General features: G+C 54.9%; 9 protein-coding genes. 6 read left to right on the forward strand and 3 right to left on the reverse strand.

What is annotated here, in order from left to right:
• Positions 1-760: 760 nt before the first annotated feature.
• Positions 761-5,890, forward strand: coding sequence for a neutral/alkaline non-lysosomal ceramidase N-terminal domain-containing protein (locus tag FF011L_RS15075; protein WP_218932649.1), 5,130 nt, complete (start codon positions 761-763; stop codon positions 5,888-5,890).
• Between the two features lie 133 nt (positions 5,891-6,023).
• On the opposite strand, the gene FF011L_RS15080 is transcribed toward FF011L_RS15075, so the two are convergent.
• Genes FF011L_RS15080 through FF011L_RS15085 form a run of 3 tightly spaced genes read right to left on the reverse strand, consistent with a single transcriptional unit; the run spans position 6,024 to position 7,664 of the window.
• Entirely contained in the window at positions 6,024-7,151 is a 1,128-nt protein-coding gene (locus FF011L_RS15080) for a patatin-like phospholipase family protein (RefSeq protein WP_145352478.1), read from the reverse strand.
• Positions 7,152-7,176: 25 nt separating this feature from the next.
• Positions 7,177-7,362, reverse strand: a complete 186-nt coding sequence (locus FF011L_RS26365) for a hypothetical protein (protein WP_218932650.1) — start codon at positions 7,360-7,362, stop codon at positions 7,177-7,179.
• 26 nt (positions 7,363-7,388) lie between these two features.
• The gene (locus FF011L_RS15085; protein ID WP_145352479.1) at positions 7,389-7,664 is read right to left on the reverse strand and encodes a hypothetical protein; all 276 of its coding nucleotides are present in this window, start codon (positions 7,662-7,664) and stop codon (positions 7,389-7,391) included.
• A 554-nt stretch (positions 7,665-8,218) separates the two neighbouring features.
• Here FF011L_RS15085 and FF011L_RS15090 point away from each other — a divergent pair.
• The 5 genes from FF011L_RS15090 (at position 8,219) to FF011L_RS15110 (ending at position 17,347) form a co-directional block, all read left to right on the forward strand.
• On the forward strand, positions 8,219-10,186 hold the full coding sequence (locus tag FF011L_RS15090) for a DUF1592 domain-containing protein (RefSeq protein WP_145352480.1): 1,968 nt from the start codon (positions 8,219-8,221) through the stop codon (positions 10,184-10,186).
• On the forward strand, positions 10,176-11,582 hold the full coding sequence (locus tag FF011L_RS15095) for a DUF1552 domain-containing protein (protein ID WP_246109428.1): 1,407 nt from the start codon (positions 10,176-10,178) through the stop codon (positions 11,580-11,582). The genes FF011L_RS15090 and FF011L_RS15095 overlap by 11 nt, the downstream gene beginning before the upstream one ends.
• 460 nt (positions 11,583-12,042) lie before the next feature.
• Entirely contained in the window at positions 12,043-13,491 is a 1,449-nt protein-coding gene (locus tag FF011L_RS15100) for an outer membrane protein assembly factor BamB family protein (RefSeq protein ID WP_145352481.1), read from the forward strand.
• 856 nt (positions 13,492-14,347) lie between these two features.
• Entirely contained in the window at positions 14,348-16,375 is a 2,028-nt protein-coding gene (locus FF011L_RS15105) for an RNA polymerase sigma factor (RefSeq protein ID WP_145352482.1), read from the forward strand.
• A 180-nt stretch (positions 16,376-16,555) separates the two neighbouring features.
• The gene (locus FF011L_RS15110; RefSeq protein ID WP_145352483.1) at positions 16,556-17,347 is read left to right on the forward strand and encodes a PEP-CTERM sorting domain-containing protein; all 792 of its coding nucleotides are present in this window, start codon (positions 16,556-16,558) and stop codon (positions 17,345-17,347) included.
• Positions 17,348-17,600: the final 253 nt, after the last annotated feature.

Here is a 17,600-nt window from a genome sequence, read left to right on the forward strand (position 1 = left end):
GACTGTCGCGCGAAGACCGCAATTTTCCACAAAATCCGAATCCCCAAAAGCCCCCACGGTCTAGGCAGCCCCTGATCGGCTTGTTGATTTGGTGATTGTCGTCTTTCGCAGGGGATGTGAAATTTATAGGTGACGATTTCAACCCTGCCCATCGGTGTCTGGGTGCAATGCTTTTAGCCCAGCGGGGCGTAAAAAGAATAAGCGAGGAAAGTCTGGCTCCCCTCGCCCTCAAAATAAGCTTGCTTAGAACAGGTTTGATACTGGATCAACGGTTCGCCAGCTAATTCAACTAAGTACGATTTAAAGGCTTGTTTTAGGGGCGAGGGGAGCCAGACTTTCTTCATTTATAAATCGCACGCCCTCCGGGCTACGTGTTCACTCGTTCCCAGGTAGATTCGTCAACTGCTGCAAACCCTTCATTTGTTGATTTCACGCCCCCCGCGGAAGGCGACATTCTTTCTCCGCTTTCGATTAAGTCGACGGGCCGTGAAGGAAGGGGAAATCGGGCGCATTGTCCAGCTGACAACGCAGGCATCGCCCCTTCTACCACAGAATCATTCTCCATCCGTTTGCGCGTGCCCCAATCTTCTCCATAGGCGTCTATAATCGGTTTGCCGACCTCGAGCCGCTCCGTTCAATCTGCTCGACTCTCCCACCTCGAATGATTTAAGTGTCCATGATTCGTTATTTCATTTCCTGCATTCTCCCCCAGCGATTCGTCTGCTTCGTGGCGTCTGCGGAACCCAATATAAGATTTGCAGTGGTTGCGATTCTTCTATTTTCGCTTTGCTGCTGCAATGATCTGCCGGCTGCAGAATCAACAGGACAGGCTGTTTACAGCGTCGGCGTTGCAAAACGGGACGTCACCCCTGAATACCCGGTCCGCCTAAACGGTTTCGCCTTTCGCAAGGCTGAATCCGAAGGCGTCTCACAAGCGCTCTGGGCGCGCGCTTTGGCGATCGGAACCGATGAACAGTCTCCCGTTGTGTTGGTGACGCTGGACAGCTTGGGAATCCGGTCAGCGATGGTTGACGAAGTCCACCGTCGCCTCGCTGAACAGACCAAATTGGAACGCGATCATTTGATCATGACGTTCACCCACACACATAGCGCTCCCAAAGTGAACGGCGCATCGGACAACATTTTCGCCGAACCAATTCCCGCCGAACATCAGGTTCGCCTGGATCGCTATACCGAAGAACTAACGGTTGCTTTAGCGGATGTCATCCAGGCAGCATTAGCCGATCGCCAGCCAGCGACGCTTGGCTGGACGGTCGGTGAAGTAGGGTTTGCGGCCAATCGTCGAACCAAAGGGGGCCCCGTCGATCATTCGCTTCCCTGTCTAATCGTCCGCGCTGCGAACGATCCTGCTAAGGTCCGCGCCATCTACACCACTTATGCCTGCCACTGCGTGACGCTTTCTCAAAACATGTTGAGTGGTGACTGGGCAGGCTACGCTGTCGAATCGATCGAACGCCATTTTCCTGGCGCCATCGGACTGGTTTCAATCGGCTGCGGCGCCGACCAAAATCCCGACAGCGGAGTCACCGGTGACAAAGTCGATATCGCTCAACAACAAGGCATGCAGATTGGCGACGAGGTCGCCCGACTGATCAAAGAGGGAACAGTCACCCCGCTATCCGCGCCCGTGCAGACCGCAGCTTCCAGCCTTCAACTCCCTTTTCAAACCATCCCGACTCGCGAACAGTTTAAGGCGATGGAGAAGCAAGGGGGACCGAACGGCTACAACGCCACGACTCAACTAGCTCGCATGGATCGCGGCGAAAAGCTTCCAGAATCTTTAAGCTATCCGATCCAAGTCTGTTATTTCGGAGACCAACTGTGCATGGTCTTTCTTTCCGGCGAGGTTTGCGTCGATTATTCGCTCCGACTGAAAAAGGAACTTGATGCGAAACGGCTTTGGATGCACGGGTACAGCCATGATTTCGGTTCCTACATTCCATCGGAGCGACTGCTTTCGGAAGGAGGATACGGGGCCGGCGCCGAAATCCCGTATTTCGCGCTTCCCAACAAACTTGCTCCGGGACTGGAGAAAAAGATCATCGATAAGGTCCACCGGCTTACTCCACCTGCTTTCACGACCGCTGCCCCGCAGCCGTCCCATGGCGATAAACCGGACGACAAACCGCTTGGCGGCACAAACGGGATCCCTCCGACTTCACCAGAACAGTCACTTCAAAAATTCGAAACCGACGCGGATCTAAAAGTCCAATTGGTTGCAAGCGAACCGCAAATCGTCGACCCCGTAGCCATCGACTTCGGCCCCGATGGTGATGTCTGGGTCGTGCAGATGACCGATTATGGTCGAGGAATCGAAGAGGAATTTGTTCCTCAAGGAGAGGTTCGCGTTCTGAAAGACAACGACGGCGATGGACACTACGAAACTTCACAGGTGTTCATCGGAGGCCTGCGATATCCCACCGACGTTAAAGTCTGGCGCGATGGTGCTCTGATCTGCGATGCGCCAAACATCATTTTTGCCCGAGACCAGGATGGCGACGGAAAGGCAGAGAGTCGCGAAATCCTGTTTAGCGGTTTTGCGACGCACAATGGGCAGGCTCGAGTCAACAGCCTTCGATGGGGGCTGGATAATTGGCTGTATGGTTCAGGCGGCTTGTTTGGCGGACAAATTGCAAACCAAGAAGGTAAGGTCGTGGACGTTTCCGGAAGGGACTTTCGCATTCAGCCTGACCTGGGGCTAATCGAACCGGTCACCGGCCGTAGCCAACAAGGACGGACACGCGATGATTTCGGTAATTGGTTTGGCTGTACGAACAGCAATCTGATTTATCACTACCCGGTCGTCGATCACTACGTGAAACGCAATCCCTTTGTCATTCCCCCCGCAACTTCGATCAGCGTTCCCAGCGGTGAAAATGCGGGAAAGCTGTTTCCCTCTAGCGATTTAGTCCTCTTTCGATTGTCCGGGGCGCCCGGCCGCGCGACCGCAGCGTGCGGAGTCGGTATCTATCGCGATGATCATTTGGGACCAGCCTACCACGGCAACTCGTTTACCTGTGAACCGGTTAATCAGTTGGTCTATCGCCAAGTCCTGGAACGGAAAGGGGCAACCATCCGAGGGACGCGAGCCGCAAACGAACAAAATTCCGAATTTCTCCGCTCCAGCGACCGATGGTTTCGCCCCGTTCAAGCTCGAACCGGCCCCGATGGCGGGCTTTGGGTTGTGGACATGTATCGCTACGTCATTGAACACCCCAAATGGATTCCCGATGAAACGCTGGCGGAGCTGGACGTGTTTGCGGGAAAAGGGCTGGGAAGAATCTACCGAGTCCTCCCGACCAAAATGGAAAGGCAAGCTCCGCTTTCCCTTAGCGCCCTGAACGATCAAGACTTGGCCAAAGCCATCGACAGCAACAACGGAATTGTTCGTGACTTGGTACATCAAATGCTGTTGTGGCGCGATGCGAAATCCGCGTCCGAACCATTGCGACGGATCGCCAAAGCGAGTAAGAATCCCGCTGTCCGAATCCAAGCACTTGCTGCCCTCGATGGACTGAACGAACTTTCAACAAAAGACCTTTGGAGCCCTTTGGCAGATTCAAGCTCCGAGGTTCGTCGCCACGCCGTTCGCCTGGCCGAAAAATTTCTTGCTGACCCTAAGATCGCTGAAGCCGTTCTTCCGTTAGCAAACGACGAAGCCTACGAGGTGCGGTTGCAGGTCGCAAATTCGATCGCCGCCCTTGAATCCGATTCTGTCACAGCCCCGCTGACCAAATTGGCAACCGAATCGAATGATCCATACATGCAGTCGGCAGCCCTCAGTTCGTTGACCGCAAGCAATGTAGGCCCCGTTGCCGAGCAAGTTCTAGAAAGTGAACCAGCGCGTCTGCAAATCGGGGAACAGCTGATTGCGACCACGGCCGGACTGGGAAGCGAAAAGGCAATTCATTCCATCTTGAATCAGGTACTTCGTTCCAGCGGAGATTGGCACCTGTGGCAGATGGAAAGTTTTGCCCAATTACTCGACGGACTTGACCGGCGAGCCTCCAGCGGATCATTGGCAGTCGTCGACACGGGCGAAAAAGCAGCCGATTCAGACGATCAATCACCGACGGTTTCCATTCAATTCAGTGCGGATCAGAAACAAGCCGCTCAAGCAATTTTCCTAGCCGCTTTAGATCTGATTGACAAAGCCGACGTGCCGGACAATCAAATCGAAATGGCACTTAAACTACTCGGCCGCAAATCAGGCCCTGCCTCCCAAAACCTGATTTCGCTAACAGACCTTCAATCCGCCAGCGACCAGCCACTAAAGATCACCAACCAGATCGCCGAACTTATCGATCTGCAGTACTCGCAGAATCGCCAGCTGAGCGCCGTCCGCGCGATCACTCGTCGCGGAGAGCCCGCCGGTGGTGAAGCGTTGCTGCAGGGACTGGAATCGGCCACTCCTCAGGTGCGAACTTCTGTTGTTCAAGCTCTGATAGGACATCCGGCCTGGGATCCCGCGATTCTGTCAGGTCTGCAAGCGGGCATCCTTCACGCCAACGATTTCAACACGGACCATCGCCAACAATTTATCGAACGTCAGCCGGAAGAGGCTCGGGAACAGACTCAGAAATGGTTCGGGAAAGAATCAGGAAGCGATCGTGAAGCACTGGTTAGCGATTGGTCCGACATCTCCCAACTGCAAGTCGATCCGACCAAAGGGAAGGCCCTGTTTGCCAAACACTGCAGTGCCTGCCACCAATTTAATGGAGTCGGACATAAGGTCGGCCCGGACCTGGCTGCGTTGACTTCGCGATCCCACCAATTTTTGCTGACGGCAATCTTAAATCCAAACCGGGACGTTGACGCTCGCTTTCAGAATTACACGGCGCTGATGGACGATGGCCGCGTTGTTTCCGGTCAAATCGTTAGCGAGACGGCCACCAGCGTGACCCTACTGGGGCAAGAAGCCAAACAAGAGGTTCTACTACGAAATCAATTGGAAGTTCTCCGTGCTACGGGCAAATCTGCGATGCCAGAAGGTCTGGAGAAAGACATCAGCAAACAGGAGATGGCGGATATCATGTCCTACGTTCAGGGCGCTGATTCCGAAGCCTATCCACTGGCTCGCAAATTGATCGATGACAGCCTGGCACAGGACGAGCGACTAGAGATCGTCGCCAAATGGCCCCAATATTCAGCTCAAATGATTACCGCCCTGACTGCGGATATGCCGGATGACATGGAGGAGCAGTATCGCCGGATCCCGTGGATCTGGCGACTCGCGATCGCAGCTGGCAAACGAAATGAATCTAAAGAGATTTTAGAGATCCTAGACGTCAGTCTGCCTCAGCCACAGCAACCGTTGATGGACTGGCAAGCCGTAGTGATCGGCGGCGGATTGGTGAACGGAATAAGCCAGACAGGAAGCTGGCCACTTGATCGAATCCAACGCTTGATTTCCGGAAACGGTCCTCTTGTAGGTCGCTGGAGCCAAGCGATCCAGCAAGCTTCCGTGATGTCGGACAACCCTCAAGTTCGATCGGGAACGCGGTACGATGCCCTCCGCATGATCGCCCTCGCTCCCTGGGCAACACATGGCCAGCAACTTGCCAGCTATCTAGGAGACTCGAACGCCGAACTGCAAATGGGGGCTGTCAGTGGACTATCGGACATGCCGGCTGCCGAAGCGGGCCAAGCCATCTTGCAGGCTCTACCGAAATTACAGGCAAACAATCGTGAACTTGCGTTGGACGCCATGCTAAGGACCGTACCACGAATCGAACGTTTGCTTGCAGCCATTGAAGCGGAGTCGCTCCAGAAGGATTGGCTTGGAGAGGAGCGTCTTGCAACCCTGCTAAAGCATGAAAATGCAAAGGTCCGCCAGCAAGCCAACCGCCTGCTTTCGGAAAAGAAATAGCAACGCTGGCTCCATCGTTTACCTACTGCGGCGCGACCGCGGTAGGAATGAAGCGCCAGCGGGGAACGTCACCCAAAACCTCCCAAGTCGCTGGCGTACAGGTAAGCGATTTCGGTTCGAACGAATGCTAAAGCTAAGCGGCGTTAAACAGCACCCGTCGACGAGGGACGCGTTTGATGACTTCGCTGCCATAGGTCGACAACGTCGCGTCGGCGACTTCATAACCATGGCGGAACAACAGACTGAACTCGCTGTGAGTCAATCGACGCAGCGTTGTTTCAATCAGTGCGACGCGTTTGACTTCTTCGTCGGTCAACGATGGTTTCCCATCGATGTTGTTTCGAGCGTAGGTCTTTTTCGTCGCCCGACCTAAACGAAGGTAAGCACCGCTTCCGGGGTTTTGCTTGAAGTGGTTGATCAACATGCGAGTCCGAAGGCTTCGAACTTGGTCGGTCGCCACATCCACCAACCGCAGCGTGGCTCTTAAATATTCGGGGCTCCAACGCGATTGACGGGAATCGCTGGACAATGGCCGTGACGCGTCACTGACGATCAAAAAGTCGGTTCCCTCTCGCAATCCTTCTCCTGGTTTAAACAAGGATTCGACGCCAAGGTTATCGTAAACGCCTCCATCCCAAAGGTGCAAACGCCTGTACTTTGGTTCGATCGAACGCCAGCGGTCATCGCGATATTCGCTCCACCGGTAGCGCCGTGAACGGATCACCAAGGGACCGATCAGCCCGGGGACGGCTGCCGAAGCGGCCAGTGCATGCGACAAACTGAAATCAGGATCGGTGATGTACTTTGTTTGATAGTCCCCCATCAGGTGACGCTGAAAACGCCAATTCTTTCCGGTTTGGTAACAGGTTGCATTGATGATCCATTCCGGTGATTCGGGTAGGTCCGCAAGCGAACCGCGGATCCCCCACTGACTTTCGATCGCATCGCCCAACAGTGCCGCTCGGCCCGAAGCCAGTCGCCAAGGGAGCAACAACGATTTAAGTGCGTACGACCACTGAAGATTCTTGGTCGTCAGGAGCGACAAAACACGCGGCACGACATCATGCAGGTATTCAGAACTGTCGGGCCAGCGGTAACCTGCAGAAGCAAAGACAAGCCCCGCAGCCAAACTGCCCCCGGAGACGCTGGAAACAATCTTGACGTTACCCAGCAAGTCTTGACGCGCCAGCCGAGCCAACACGCCCAGATGAAAGACTGTAGCGCGAACTCCACCGCCAGAGAATGCGAGGGCGATCTTCATGATTATCGAAACGGTTGCGGTTGATTTACAGGTCAGCGAGCGCGATGGCGGGTTTCATGATCAGGCCATGAATTCCTTCCAAGATCGCGTCGTATTGGGATTCGCATCCATACCAAATCGACGTCGTAGCCACCACCCAAATTTGACCGATCGTCCCGATGCCAGCAAAGGGCTGCCGCAACAACATCTTCGAGAGAAGAAAGAGCGGCATCCCAATCGGAAACTTATGTATTACGCTCAGAAAATTCCTGCCACGAAGAACACACAAACGGCCGCCGCGGTCAGCGAAGTCACTAGAAACAAAACCATCCCGAAACAGCCTGACTTCGATTCCAGTGCGGCCCTAGGAGTTGTGCCCGGCGACAGAGATTCGGCTAATTTTTCGACGGCGTCCTTTGATTCCCCCAGCCGCGAACCGGTCAGATCCTTGTATCGCTTGACGGCCGCAAGTTTCTTTCCTTGCTGTAATAGCTCGGTAATCTCGGCCAATTCATCGGGTTGCAATTCGTTCATCATCCGCTCATCTGCGTTGGGGGCATCCAAAAGTCGGCGACACGTCCGGCAGGTTGCTTGTCGATTGGCACCGCTTCCAACAACCCGAATCCGTTGTACTCCTCGCTGTTTCTATCGTTTTTGGCGGGGAAATGCCAATGGCAAGTTTTGTATTTGCTTTTTGGGTGGTGCTCTTGAGGCGGCGGGGAATGGAGACACGGAGACACGGAGACACGGAGACACGGAGAGTTGGGAGTTGGGAGTTGGGAGTTGGGAGTTGGGAGTTGGGAGTTGGGAGTTGGGAGTTGGGAGTTGGGAGTTGGGAGTTGGGAGTTGGGAGTTGGGAGTTGGGAGTTGGGAGTTGGGAGCTGGGAGCTGGGAGCTGGGAGCTGGGAGCTGGGAGTTTTTGTTTTCTGTTGGGGGGGGTGACGACAAATCACGGTTTATTGGGGTTTGTTTTCCCTAAATCCAAACTGGGGGCGATTCGAAGTTACCGATTGCTTACAATGGACGGTTGTCCCACCTGATGCATTCGTTGCATTTCCCCTGCCTACCTGCTTCCCCCCTTTGCGTTCATGGGTTTACGATTCGAGTGGTCGCTGCCTGGCTTGCCGATTGCCCTCGCTGCGATTCTGATTGCCTGCAACATTCCTTCGCGCGGTTACGGCGTGGACGATGCGGTTGCTTTGACGCAAGCTCAGTCGGTCGACTTTATTCAAACCTATTGTCTCAGCTGCCACGAAGGGGACAACGGTGAAGCGAACCTCGATCTAAGCGCCTTTGATTCCACTCAGCGAATTCCGCTTGATGTTGATAAGTGGAATCGAATCGCTGACCGAATAGCCGACCATCAGATGCCTCCGCTGGACAGCGAGCTGCCAACGCTCGAACTGCGAGAAGGGATGGTGCAAGTGATTCGCAGCACGATTCACACATCGATCTGCAGCGATGGCGTGACTCCGGGCAAACCGATGCTCCGCCGCCTGAATCGAACGGAGTATGCCAACACGGTTCGTGACCTCTTGGGGATTCAGTTCAACGCGGGGCACGCCCTACCAGAAGACGGTGCGGGTGGCGAAGGATTCGATAACGCCGCCGAAACCCTGTTTATATCGCCCATCCACGCGGAGAAATATCTGGATGCGGCGCGCACCGCGTTGTCGCATGCGATGAGCGACCCGCAGGACCGTAAAATGCTCCTGGTTTCGCTTCCCTCCAAAGATGTCTCTCCCCAACAAGCTGCCGAAAAGGTCCTCGGAACTTTCTTGCCAAAAGCTTTTCGCCGTCCAGCAACCGAAGCGGAGATCCAACAATACTTGCATCTCTTCGAACAGGTCTACCAAGAGGATCAATCGTTCGAAACGGCGATCACCTTTGCCATGGAAGCGGCCATGGTATCGCCCAAATTTCTGTTCCTGTGGGAACAACCGCATTCCGAATCCGAGCCTATTCGAATCACCGATTATGAATTGGCTTCTCGACTTTCCTATTTCTTGTGGGCATCCATGCCCGACCAGGAACTCTTCAAACTGGCTGCCGCGGGAAAACTGCATGAAGACGAGGTCTTAGCGCAGCAGGTCAAACGGATGCTGAAGAGCTCGATCGACGATCGCGGCCATCGCCGAAATGCCAAATGCCGGGAATTCGCAGAGAGCTTTGTCGAGCAGTGGCTGGGCACACGCGCTTTGGGCCGCGAGTTCCAACCCGACAAATCGGTAGTCGGAAAATTCAATCCTGAACTGGAGGGCGGCATGAAATACGAGCCGGTCTTCTTCATGGAAGATTTGCTGGCCGAGAACCATTCTTTACTGAATTGGATCGATTCCGATTTCACTTACGCAAACAGAAGTCTAGCCAGACACTACGGGATCGAAGGGACCTTCCGCGAACAACCGAAGCGAGTCGACCTGCCCGAGGGAAGCCATCGCGGTGGCGTGCTTGGGATGAGTTCGATATTGGCCGTTTCATCGTTTTCGCATCGCACCAGTCCTGTGCTACGAGGCAAATGGATCATGGAAACATTGCTGGGCACCGCTCCCCCGCCACCACCTCCCAATGTCCCTGAACTTGAGGAAACGGTTGGCGACGGAAAGGAGAAACTATCGCTGCGGCAACGACTGGAACTCCACCGAGCCGACCCCGCGTGTGCCTCCTGCCACGCGGTGATGGACCCGCTAGGATTCGGTTTAGAAAACTACGATGTACTGGGCCGCTGGCGAACGGAAGAGAGTGGTTTGCCAATCGACAATACAGGAACCCTGCCTGATGGGACGACCTTCACAGGCATGGAAGGGCTAAAACAACAGTTGATGGACCGAAAAGATTCGTTCATCAGCCACCTGACAAGTAAAATGCTTGGGTATGCATTAGCCCGGCAACTGACGAACGAAGACCTGTGTGTCGTTCAATCGATCAGTGAAACATTGGCCAAAGATGACTACCGGGCTCAAACCCTAGTCCTTGAAATCGTCAAAAGTATTCCATTCCAGTTCAAAAGCGGGCAAACGCCTTCGACGCCTGAGGAAACGAACCATGGCAAATAGAGATCGAGTACGGATGCAGTCTTTAGAACGCCAGAATCTCCGCAGAGCTTCTCTCTCGCGGCGCACCCTGCTGCGCGGTACGGGCGCTGCTTTGGCGCTGCCGTGGCTGGAAGCGATGATGCCTCGTCGGGCGAGAGGGGCCGACCCAGAAAACCTTCCAGACGACCAAGCTCCCGTGCGGATGGCGGCTCTGTTTGTCCCGAACGGCGTTCGCCAGGACCAATGGACTCCCGAAGGGGAAGGGAAAGATTTCAAACTATCGCCCGCGCTGCAACCTTTGGCTGACCTCAAAGACCAGTTGCTTGTCCTAACCAATTTATGGAATCAAGGCAGTATCGGCGGCGATGGCCACTACGTCAAAACATCAGGTTTCTTGACCTGTACCACAATCAATAAATCGCTTGGTATCGATCTAAATTGCAACGGTCAGTCGATGGACCAAGTCGCGGCATCCTACGCCGAGAAAAGAACGCCTCTGCCATCTTTGGAACTGGGAATTGATCCGGTAACGACGGGCGTTGATACGAATGTCGGCTACACTCGAGTCTACGGTTCTCACATCGCCTGGAGCGGGCCCACCAGTCCATTGGCGCGGGAACTGAATCCGCATCTTGTCTACGAGCGACTGCTGCGATCGGCTAAGCCTGCTGGCCAATCGACACGGCGCGACGCGTTGCTGCTGGACCAGGTAATCGACGATGCCAAACAGCTTTCCAATCGACTGGGCGTCGCCGACCGGCGCCGCATGGATGAATACCTACAGTCGGTCCGAAGCATCGAAAAGAGGCTGGAGCGACAAGGGCAGGGCGGTGCACTGGCTTGGACGCCCCGCGCAGACCTAGCCGCTGCCGAGGCGCCTCCGGAAGATAAACCAGACAGTTTCCCAGCCCACGTTCGGCTGATGATGGACATGATCGCGCTTGCATTCCAAACCGACACCACGCGGGTCTGCACTTTCATGTTTGGGAACGCGGTCAGTGGCCGAAACTTTTCGTTTTTAGATGGCGTTTCAGGCGGGCATCATGACACGTCACATCACCAGAACTCCGCCGAGAAACTGGAACAGTACCAGATCATCACGCACTGGCACGTCCAGCAATATGCCTACCTGCTAAACAAGCTGCAAAGCATGCAAGAAGGGGAGGGAACCGTGCTAGACAATTCAATGATTTTGTACGGATCCGGACTGCGCGATGGCAACAGCCACAATCCACACAACCTGCCCATCCTGGTTGGCGGCAGTGGAGGCGGAAAGATCGCAACCGGACAGCATCTCTCCTTCAGCCCCGATACGCCTCTCGCGAACCTCTATGTCGCCATGCTGAACGCATTCGGAAGTCCGACAAAACAGTTTGCCGACAGCACGGGAACCCTACCGGGCGTGCTTCACGCGTAGCCTTCGCAGGCCGTTGAACCCAAAATGAGAAGGGCACATCGCACGCGGTTGCCCTCTTATCGCTTTGGCTCAAGTCATCGCGCAGGCAATTGCGCCGACACCGATTCTGCAAGCCAAGCTTTAAATATTCAGCGACACCTCCCACAACTCTCAGGCAACCACGACTTGCCTGACTTTTGGCGTGAGAGGTAACAGAGTGTCTGGAGCCCCAAGGATTGTTTAGGTACGCATACCCAAAACGGACGATCCTCCGCCCTCGCTATTGTACACCTTCGCATGCACATATAAAATAAGGAAGGGCCTAGCGTCTGTTCCAGCGTATTCCGTGTTGGACCGAACCCCAAACTTCAACGGCCAACCGACAGTCCGCTCCGTTTCCCGTCCCTATTTCCATCCGCCCGAAATCGAGGCGACCGGATGGCCAATAGCCCCTCACCGTCCAGCATAGGAATCGGACCGCATGGCTAACCGACACAGAAGGCGACTGAAAGTATGGACGTTGACCACGCTCGTCTGGAACGCCGGTCTGTTGGTCGGCGTCATAGGTTTCGCAAATGAAAACTGGACCAGTTTTCGAGGCGACGGGAGCAGCGTTGTGCAAGCCGATTTGCCAACGCAGTGGTCCCCCGAAGAGGTTACGTGGCAAACTGAAATCCCAGGCTACGGACAGTCGGCGCCGGTTGTTTGGGATGGGCAGGTCTACGTGACCAGCAGTGAAGGAGCCTTCCAACAGGACTGTCAGGTCCACGCGTTTGATTTACGCACTGGCGATAAGAACTGGACCAAACAGATCGTCGCGACCACACCGGTCGAAAACTACTTTCGCAATAGCCGCGCCGCTCCGACCTGCTGCGTGGATGACAGCGGTCTGTTCTCATTTTTTCCCAGCGGCGACGTCACAGCGATGACACATGCTGGAGAGCAACGCTGGAGCCTGTCGCTGTTCAAGAAGTATGGCGAGGTTCAGAACGAGCGAGGTGTCGCAAGTTCGCTTGCCCAGACGGACGACCATCTTTACGTCCTTATCGATCACCATGGTCCATCCTACGTAGTCGCGATCAACAAGGCGGATGGCTCCATCGCCTGGAAAACCGATCGAGGCGACCGCATTCCTTCTTGGTCGTCACCGGTGATCGCCCAAATCAACGGTCGTAAACTGGTCATCACCAGTTCCGCAGACACGGTCGACGCTTACGACGCGTCAACAGGCGAAGCGCTGTGGCAACATCACGGCTTACAGGGAAACCATATCCCGTCTCCGTCGGTCATGGGAGATCGCATCTTCGTCGGATCGACGACAATGTACGGAGGTGCAACCGACGCGGATGCCACGGCGGGGTCGAACTGTTGTCTGAAGCTGACCGAGGTTGAGGGTAAACCCAGCTTTGATTTTCTCTGGGGAGCCGAGCGGGCGAACTCCTATTACTCCACGCCACTGGCCTTTGCCGGCTATGTCTATTACGTCAATAAAGTAGGCGTGCTCTACTGCGTCAACCAGGAAACCGGCAAGCAGGTGTTTGCCAAACGAATCGGCACGCCCTGTTGGGCTTCGGCGGTCGGCGTCACCAATCGTTCCGGCGAATCGCTGGTCTACTTTGTATTGAAAAATGGTTTCACACTGGTCCTTCGCCCCGGCGACGAATATGACCAAGTCGCTCGCAACCAGTTATACGATCGAGAAGCGATGCTAGAAGCTCAGGAATTGGCGGCGGAGCAGAGGCGAGCGAACGCGGTCCCCAGCGATCAAGTCAAACCGAAAAGCGGCCCCGAAAAAGTCTTCGCGGGGATGCCCGAAACACAGCTACACAAAATCTTTTCCTATGGAGACCCGATGGTCTATGGCGTTGCAGTCGCGGAAGATCGGTTGCTGATTCGCACCGGTCAAACGCTTTTTTGTGTCGGTGGATAACTCCCAACGTTACTGCTCGGACCGGATCGCTAGCTGCATCAAAAATGCCTGCCCTGCACGTACCGCACGAATTGAAGCCGAGCAACGAGCCTCAAAGTCGCCCCCGCATCACGAGCGGTATCATTCGCGTAGATTAGATGCGCCAGTTTGAGCCGGCCCCAAACAAACGGTGCCTGCCCTACAGCCTTAGGCAACCACCCCAAAATGCAAGAGAACGCTGGTCCGCAAGAACCGACCGCCCAACGATGCCTCGATTCGAGCAGGAGTACGAGTACCGGGCTGCGTCCTGAGTACGAGTACGAGTACGGTTTTTTCGATACCAAAAACAATTGCGGTCACCTAGGACGACGTCTAGTTCTAACTTCTGCCAACTTCGTACTCGTACTCAGCATCGCGGTACTCGTACTCGACTCCTGCATTGAATTCCGCTTCGGTCTCGCGGACGCCAGGGTGCTGCCTAAGTTCCGTTCCCGGCCTTTCCCTGGGGCTTTCAGTTAGCAACGACTCTCTTGTTCGACCGAAATGCGGGGTTCACGGTGAAGCAAGGCGCGGTGGAGTATTTGAGGAAACTGCCCGTTTCTCTACCGAACGGGACGATCCCGATGGAAACTGAAATCTTGTTTTTTCCATTTCTCTAGCATGCACACCGGCAAGCTGACGTTCATTCCATGCTAGGCATCAAACCTTGGTTTTCGTTGCCCAAAATAACTTTGTGACGGATTCGGCAGAGGCATACTTAAACTGCATCCAAACGGTTTCGGAAATTTAATTTTAAAAAAAGCGCGCCATAAAATTCCCTCACAGCACTATTCTAATAGTTGCGAAGCACTTCTTTTCTTGTTTGCCGGAAGCGCGGATGAATAACTTGGTTTCACAGCAGAGTGGACAATCCTATCTCGCAGATGCCGATCTGCTGGAAGCCTGGATTGTGGACCAACAAGCATCTGCATTGACCACTTTGGTCGATCGTTACAGCGTGATGGTCCTTAGTGTTTGTCGCCGTCGATGTCGGTCGTTGGCCGACGCCGAGGACGCCTTTCAATCGACCTTCCTGCTGCTTGCCCGGGACGCCGGTAAGATCCGCCAGCCTGAACGTTTGGCCGGTTGGCTGCACTGCGTGGCACACCGTGTTTCTTCAGCAATCGTCGCAAATGTCAAACGAGAACCGGAACCGATGACGGACCCTCAGTCAGTAGCCGATCCGCCACGGTTGGTGGCAAGCGAACCGCTGGAACAGTTGGCCAAACGGCACGAAGCCCTTGTCCTGAATGAGGAATTGGCAGAATTGCCGGCACACTACCGCTCGGCGATTGTGCTGCACTTGCTGGAAGGGTTTTCGATACAGCAGGTTGCAGACAAATTCCAGACAACGGCCGGGTCGGTCCGTGGCCGGTTACAAAGAGGCAAGCAACTCCTTTCCAGGCGGTTAAGACAGCGGGGGATCGTCCCGATTGTCGCTTTTGCCGCGGTCCATCAGTGGACCGTTTCTGCAGCCGAAGCTGCGGGAGCGTCTCAACGTTTTTCAGACGTTTTGGCGGCAAACAAACTACCCGCCCCGCCAATCGATCCACCTCGACTGGATCCTATTCATTTACCTGGAGTTCGTTTGATGCCTACGATCCTTACTTCTGCAGCTTTCCTGGCCGGTACGGCGGTGCTTGCTCTGTTTTGGACCGCCAATGACGGTTCCCTGTTGAATGGACAAGCCGCAGCCGGACCGCCGACGCGATTGGCCGCTGCCGACGCCCTCACACCGCCGACCGTTCAGGCTCAATTTGGCTCTCCCTCCCAAGGTCCCAGTTCAACCAAAGTCGCCCCCATAAGTGGCGCGGCACCGGGACAGGTTCTCCCGGCCCCTGCGGTAACAAGTCCACCAATGCGATGGGAGAAACGGATCGTGGATACGGTTCCAGATTCTCTGTTCGCCGAAGATATTATGGCACGCTTAGACGAACCTTTGGGGATCCAGTTACCGGACGCAACAACATTGGCAGCGTTGCCCAACCAACTCGATTCGCTTCCACCAGGATCGGTCATCCTGGATCAGCGCGGTCTGAAGTTCGCTCAGGTCGATTCAGAAACAGCATTGCAAGCGAACGGGATCACAGAGGAAATGCCATTACGCGTCGCACTCCGCCGGTTGCTGCACCCCCATGGCCTACAGGCCATCGTCGAAAATGATGGGTTGCTGATCACCGCCGATCCCGCAGCCTTAGTCCACCAGGGCATTGGCGTCAGTCGCTGGGTCAACCTTGATACAAAGGCAGCCGATCGGATTCTCGAACAGCTTTCAGAATCGGCCGACTGCCAGTTCTACGAAGTCCCGCTCTCGGAAGCCTTAACAACTCTTTCCGCCCAACAGGATCTTCCCTTCTGGATCGACGAACGAGCGTTGGAGGAGGAGGGACTGACGGCAGACTTGCCGGTGACTCTAACGAGGACCAAAACCACGCTGCAGAATCTCCTGCATGAATTACTGGACAGCGTCGACCTAACACTGACGATCGAGGGGGATGCGTTTAAGGTCACCACTCACTCCGATGCCGAAGATCAACTCCTAACGCGAATCTATTGGCTTGAAGGAACGGGAATCCCACTTGCACAAGCTGAAGAAATGATCGAAACCATTCAAATGTCCGTCCACGTCAATAGCTGGGACCAAATGGGAGGCAGCTCGTCGATGATGACCATTCCGTCGAAGCGACCAGCGATCCTAGTCTCCGCCACGCTGGCAACCCACGCCGACGTATCTCGTTTCTTCGAAGTGATGCGAGAAACCCAGTTCGGAGCCGCCCCGGAAGTCGAACACGAACAGGTACCCGATACGGGGCAACAGTTTTTCGTTGGTGGAGGTGGTGGCATGGGCGGTGGAGGATTTTTCTAGCATCAAACGCCAACCGCAGGCCAGCAAACCGCTTGCTAATCCTCACCATTACACTTCACGTACCGCCAGCCATTCGTTCCCCCCTGGGCTACTTTTTTGCACCTCAGAGCAGGAAATTGCATTTTTTTGACAATGAAGCCGGACTCTCCTAAATTGTAGAGGTTCAAAAAGTCGCAAGGGTTGCCTCATTCGCTGAAGGCACTGGCGGCAACCTATTTATCACTCGGGCAGGAGTCGATCATGGGCAGGATGATGGGAGCAGTCGGGCTGTTGACGTTTGGAGTATTCGCTAACACCGGTTTGTTGGCGACGACAGCGGAGGCGGGAATTCTTTTCAGCTTCGAAAACAACTCGGAATTCGATGCAGGCGCCGGCCCATCGACGAACATGACACGCGACGGCGTCACCTTGCAACACGTCGCGTTCTCTTACCGAGACCTCGACGACGCTCCGTCAGTTGGTGCGATCATCCACACCGGTGGTTCCACAAGAATTGACGGGGCAGGGGGCCTGGGGATCGACAACCCGACTCTATCAGCCCCAACTTTCCAAACTCATTTTGGTGTTGGCAACGAAACGAACAACTTCAATTTTGACGAATCTTGGACGTTCCAGTTCGATCAGGCCCTCCGTTTCGACAGCATTGAATTCGCTTCGATGAACACGGACGATCAATTTACAGTGTCCATCGCTCCGGACACCTTTCACCTCGGTGACCTTGGGAATACCTACACCGATCCATTTGCGGGGCAATTGATTCTGGCCGGACAGCCGATCACGATGACCTTTTCGGGGAACGAACTAAAAGACCAAGCCCGAATCTTATCATTTGCGGTCACTCCCTTTACTCCAACCGCCTCTGCCGTTCCGGAACCGTCCACGCTATCGCTCCTCGCCCTGTTGCTGATCGCCGGGCTTCGCCCGAACTCAGGCTTCCGAACTGCCGTGAAGAAAAGAGTTGCGGTGCGCTAACCATCAAGCGCTCGCGAAGCCCCATATCGCGCGATTCACCTTTGGGCAGACATTGTGCCGAACCTTGGCGAGTGAAAAACATGGGAGCGTTTGGGGCGTTCAGCAGCCCTAAGAACCTGTGAATTGTTGCGGACCGGCTTGCAGAGTGTCGCCTTTGGCGGGAAACGCGAAATTAATAGATGACGGTTCTTGTAGCCTTTCGTTCCGCGAAAGCAGCTCCCAAGGGACATTCTTTCGCAAAGCGAAAAGCGAC

It is taken from the genome of Roseimaritima multifibrata, from assembly GCF_007741495.1.
Classification (GTDB): Bacteria; Planctomycetota; Planctomycetia; order Pirellulales; family Pirellulaceae; genus Roseimaritima; species Roseimaritima multifibrata.